Annotated in this window: 5 protein-coding genes; 4 read left to right on the top strand and 1 reads right to left on the bottom strand. The window is 40.6% G+C overall.

Features of this window, described 5'->3' with window-relative positions; genetic code table 11:
* Together NZM04_06730 and NZM04_06725 are read left to right on the top strand one after the other, a co-directional pair.
* Positions 1–1386, top strand: a 1386-nt coding sequence (locus NZM04_06730; protein ID MCS7063721.1) for a hypothetical protein, incomplete at its 5' end; no start/stop codon positions are given.
* Complete coding sequence (locus tag NZM04_06725) at positions 1383–1898, top strand: DUF3997 domain-containing protein (GenBank protein MCS7063720.1); 516 nt, start codon at positions 1383–1385, stop codon at positions 1896–1898. The genes NZM04_06730 and NZM04_06725, both read left to right, overlap by 4 nt.
* 372 nt (positions 1899–2270) lie before the next feature.
* Here NZM04_06725 and NZM04_06720 read toward each other — a convergent pair whose 3' ends face one another.
* Positions 2271–2705 carry a hypothetical protein gene (locus NZM04_06720; GenBank protein MCS7063719.1) on the bottom strand — a complete coding sequence of 145 codons (435 nt, stop codon included), beginning with the start codon at positions 2703–2705 and terminating at the stop codon, positions 2271–2273.
* A 5-nt stretch (positions 2706–2710) separates the two neighbouring features.
* Between NZM04_06720 and NZM04_06715 the strand changes: the two genes are divergently transcribed.
* Positions 2711–3253, top strand: coding sequence for a hypothetical protein (locus NZM04_06715; protein ID MCS7063718.1), 543 nt, complete (start codon positions 2711–2713; stop codon positions 3251–3253).
* Between the two features lie 895 nt (positions 3254–4148).
* Positions 4149–4366 (top strand): hypothetical protein (locus NZM04_06710; GenBank protein ID MCS7063717.1); only part of this gene is annotated, 218 nt, incomplete at its 3' end.

Here is a 4366-nt window from a genome sequence, read left to right as displayed (position 1 = left end):
CGTTACAGCTACGATGCCTGGGGAAAGCGCCGCAATCCCGACACCTGGGCACACTCTACGGACGATGTTATCGGCACGACTGCCCGAGGTTTTACCAGCCACGAGATGCTCGATGAAGTCAACCTCATTCACATGAATGGCCGCGTCTATGACCCGCTTTTAGGTCGTTTCAATACCCCCGATCCCTATCTCCAAGAGCCCGGCAACAGCCAAAACTACGCCCGCTACAGCTATGTATTGAACAATCCTCTTTCTCTCACCGACCCCTCTGGATACTTCTTTAAATCCATCTTCCGCGCGATTGGTAATTTCTTCAAATCCATCTTCAGAGCTATCGGATCGATATTCAAAGCTGTTGGCAAATGGATCAAGAAAAACTGGCGGATGATCGTGGTGATAGCCTCTACGATAGTGGCGAGTGTGCTTACTATGGGGGCGATGGGAGCCTTTGCAGCAGGGGCGACCACAGCTACGTTATTTAGCGCGACAATAGTGGCTGGGGCAGTCGGTGGATTTGTCAACGGAGCCGTCAGCGCAGCTGTGGCTGGTGGACGCATAAAAGATATCTTTCTTTCTGGCTTCAAAGGTGCTGCAATAGGAGCTGTGACTTCAGCAGCGACGTTTGGCATTGGGCACGGAGCGGGTGGACAGAGTATATTTAGCGGATTGCTGAGAATTGGAGGGTTGAAGGTGGGGGAGTTTGTGATGAAGAGTGTGGCGCATGGTTTGTTGCAAGGGACGGTGAGTGAGATTGCAGGGGGGGATTTTATGAGTGGGTTTATTGGTGGAGCGATAGGAAGTGCGGTAGGGGCTTTTGTGAACGGCATCAAGCTAGGTGGCACGTTTGGGCTTTTCACTAGAACGGCAATTACTGCAGCTGCCGGCGGGACTGCAGCGATGCTCGGCGACGGCAACTTCGCCAACGGGGCCATCTCCGCTGCATTTACGTATTTGTTTAATGAGGCGTTAGGGGCGATAAGACAACTATATGACAGGTTAGATAAAAAGACAGCAGATACTCATTATCTTCATGGTAAAGGATATCCTGTATGGGCTAAACTTACTAGAATAAAATTCGACGGAGCAACTTACGAATGGATTGACCATAATAGATTGAGGGTTTCCTTTCCGTTTGGGCTTGATGAGAAAAAGTATCACGACGGAAACGTATATGGCACTTTTACGTTATTTGTTAATGATCAAAGAATAATTTACTATGGATATGATAAGTATAATTTTGATTACAAACATCCGTGGTATGAGCACCCAATAAGAAATATAGCAACGTGGTTTGCTAAGCCAGGCAAAGGCACTCCCTATTATATTCATTTGTATGAAAATATGCCTCTTGATAATCTTCCAGGTGTTCTACCTAAACGACCATGAAGCTTATATTAAAAAACCCTATTGTATTATTCATCTTTTTTCTTGGGGTAGTCTTGGTGGTATGTTTTCCTAAAGCAATCAAGGAGAGTGTGTTTTTAGCACTTCTGTGTTTGATGGGAAACGCTACCGGAGCAGTTCAGGACTGTAAATACCATCTTGTTAGTGATTATTATTTTACGTCATCGAATTCAAGCGACGAGGTGATTGTATTAGAAAAAGAGAAAGGAATTCTACAGGAAGTAGTTCCAACAAAGGTATATTTCTTTGACTACAACAGGTCACATATTATTGCAAAGCGAGAGGATTTGAAAAAGAAACGATCCTCTGTAGCGAACGAACAAGGGGAGAAGCCGAAAATATACGACTACTGGATTATTGAAGTCGAGAAGAGAAAGGTTCATGGGCCGATGAGTTGGGAGGAATTTGAAAATAAGCGAAGGGAGCTTAGTGTGAGTCAACGATTGCATTTTGATAATTTTTTTCGCGGTTGGCATTTAGAAACGTGGTGGTAAGTAGGGAGTTGTTCTCATGCTCTTGTTATGATGTGAACATAAGGAGGCGTTCGTTATTGTCGATTGTTTGGGAGTCGGTTTTGAATAATATAGAATTTCAATTGGATAGTTACTTATACATGATATAGAAATGAGGAAGCTGCGGAAGTATTCTGCAACGAATGAGAGAGTATAAAAGAGGACGTTATAGATAACTGGGAAGCGAATAAGTAGGGAATTTCAATCATTGAACGAAGCGAGAATATAAGGCTGCGTCACTTGCTCGCTGTTTTTGAAACGATGCCGAGTGAACTAGCTTGAGAGGATGGATTGGGGCAGAGTGTTTAGCTTGGAGGATGGTTGCGTTATCTGAGATAAGATAAATGATTGTTTCTAAAGTTTGTGCATGAGGATGGGTAGGCTCTTTGTTGTCTGAATACATGAGGCAGAGGCCTTGCGATTAAAGACATCTTGATTTCTGGCTTCAAAGGTGCTGTAATAGGAGCCGTGACAGCAGCAGCGACATTTGGAACAGGACATGGGGGAGCGGGTGGACAGTCCATATTCAGCGGGTTGCTGAAAGTCGGGGGTTTGAAAGTAGGGGAGTTTGTGATGAAGAGCGTGGCGCATGGCCTCTTGCAAGGGATGGTGAGTGAGATTGCGGGGGGCGATTTCTTGAGTGGGTTTATCGGTGGAGCCGTGGGAAGTGCAGCAGGGGCTCTTGTGAACAGCATCAAGCTCGGCGGTCCGCTTGGACTCTTCACTAGAACGGCGATCACTGCCGCCGCCGGCGGGACCGCAGCGATGCTCGAGCCTGAACGTGCGCAACCGTTTTGCCTAAAAAGATCACTGCCGCCGCCGGCGGGACCGCAGCGATGCTCGGCGGTGGCGACTTCGCCAACGGTGCCATCTCCGCAGCGTTTACGTATTTGTTTAATGAGGCGATGGGGTTTTTATATGAAGTTTGGATAGGGAAAAGAAACTTATACGGGAATACACTTCATACTAAATTACCTGACAAAGCAAATAAAATTCTTGATGATTGGAACTTAGAACTAAGACATGAACACATTTTCATCGTAGACAAGCTAACAGGAAAAGTGATTGCAGATTGGGGGTATGGTCCAGCAGGTTTGTATTCAGGTGAAAAGCTAGATCATCAAAATTTTTTAATTCGAACTGGCATGTATCCTAAAATAGTTATGTCAATAATTCGTGGTGTCCATTCAGATATTCTCAAAGGAAAGACTTGGCGATGGTTATCAATCCCTTTCTATAACCCAATTATGAATAATTGCCAACATTTTATTGATTATGTTAGATACGAACATGACAGAAGGAAGTTAATAATAAATAAACAAGTTTTTACAAAATGATAGAAATTCTCTTAGTGCTATTATTTATAATAGTTATTTTTAGCTGCATTTTAGGTGTTTATCTTATATTTTATAAACTACTTAAGAAAATTTATATTTACTACCCAGGTATAGTAGCTTTCTTGCTAATTATATATTTCTGGTTAATATTCAATGTGATAATTTCAGATATGAAATATCCTGAATACGGCTTTATAATTAGGCAATTTAAAAATATAACAGAGGAAGTAGTAAACGAATAAAATGATAATAAATCAAATTAAAGCAACCATGAAGAAAAAGTATTACTTTAATTTATGTAGTTTGATAAAGTATCTAATTAAAAAATAATGTTATAAAATAAAATTGATATACTTTCTATTGATCAAATCTAAGGAATAAAACTTTATAGCGAATGAGCACTGTATATGAATATCAAAATATTATTAAAACTTAAATTTATGTCATTATATTTAAATCTATACTATATTAATTGAAAAAATTATAAAAATAGAAGATTAATTTATATGACCATATAAAATATGGCATTAGATATCACTGGTTTGTTGTTCTGCTTCTTTCTACCAATTTGTTTTTTTTTATTTTATATTTTTTCATATAGATACTTTAAGAAACTAAAGATAGCTGACGACTCTACCATTTCAAAGTTCTTAACCATACTACTTATAGGTCTTTTTATTATGTTTCTATGCTTGTTTATAATTATAATACAAATTCACTACCGTGAAGCATTTTGAGCATAATTAAATTCTTACAGCTATCTTTCATGGCAGCAATATTTAATTTTAATTACCTAGATCGATATTTTAGGCAGATTCGAGGCCAAAAAAACTTTTTTAATATTACAGATGAAACACTTGAATATTATATTTAGTCGGCTAATAAAAATCTCGATTTGAAACTTGAGAAGTTTGTGATGAAGAGTGTGGCGCATGGTTTGTTGCAAGGGACGGTGAGTGAGATTGCTGGGGGGGATTTTATGAGTGGGTTTATCGGTGGAGCGATAGGAAGTGCGGCAGGGGCTTTTGTGAACAGCATCAAGCTAGGTGGCACGTTTGGGCTTTTCACTAGAACGGCAATTACTGCAGCTGCCGGCGGGACTGCAGCGATGCT

The sequence above is a fragment of the Candidatus Methylacidiphilales bacterium genome (genome assembly GCA_025056655.1).
GTDB lineage: Bacteria > Verrucomicrobiota > Verrucomicrobiia > Methylacidiphilales > JANWVL01 > JANWVL01.
The sequence above is the reverse complement of the archived record's forward strand: the minus strand, read 5'-3'. Positions and strand labels throughout refer to the sequence as shown.

Coding starts and splice junctions, on each gene's coding strand:
- NZM04_06725 (MCS7063720.1), top strand. CDS start 1,383: ATGAAGCTTATATTAAAAAACCCTATTGTATTATTCATCTTTTTTCTT.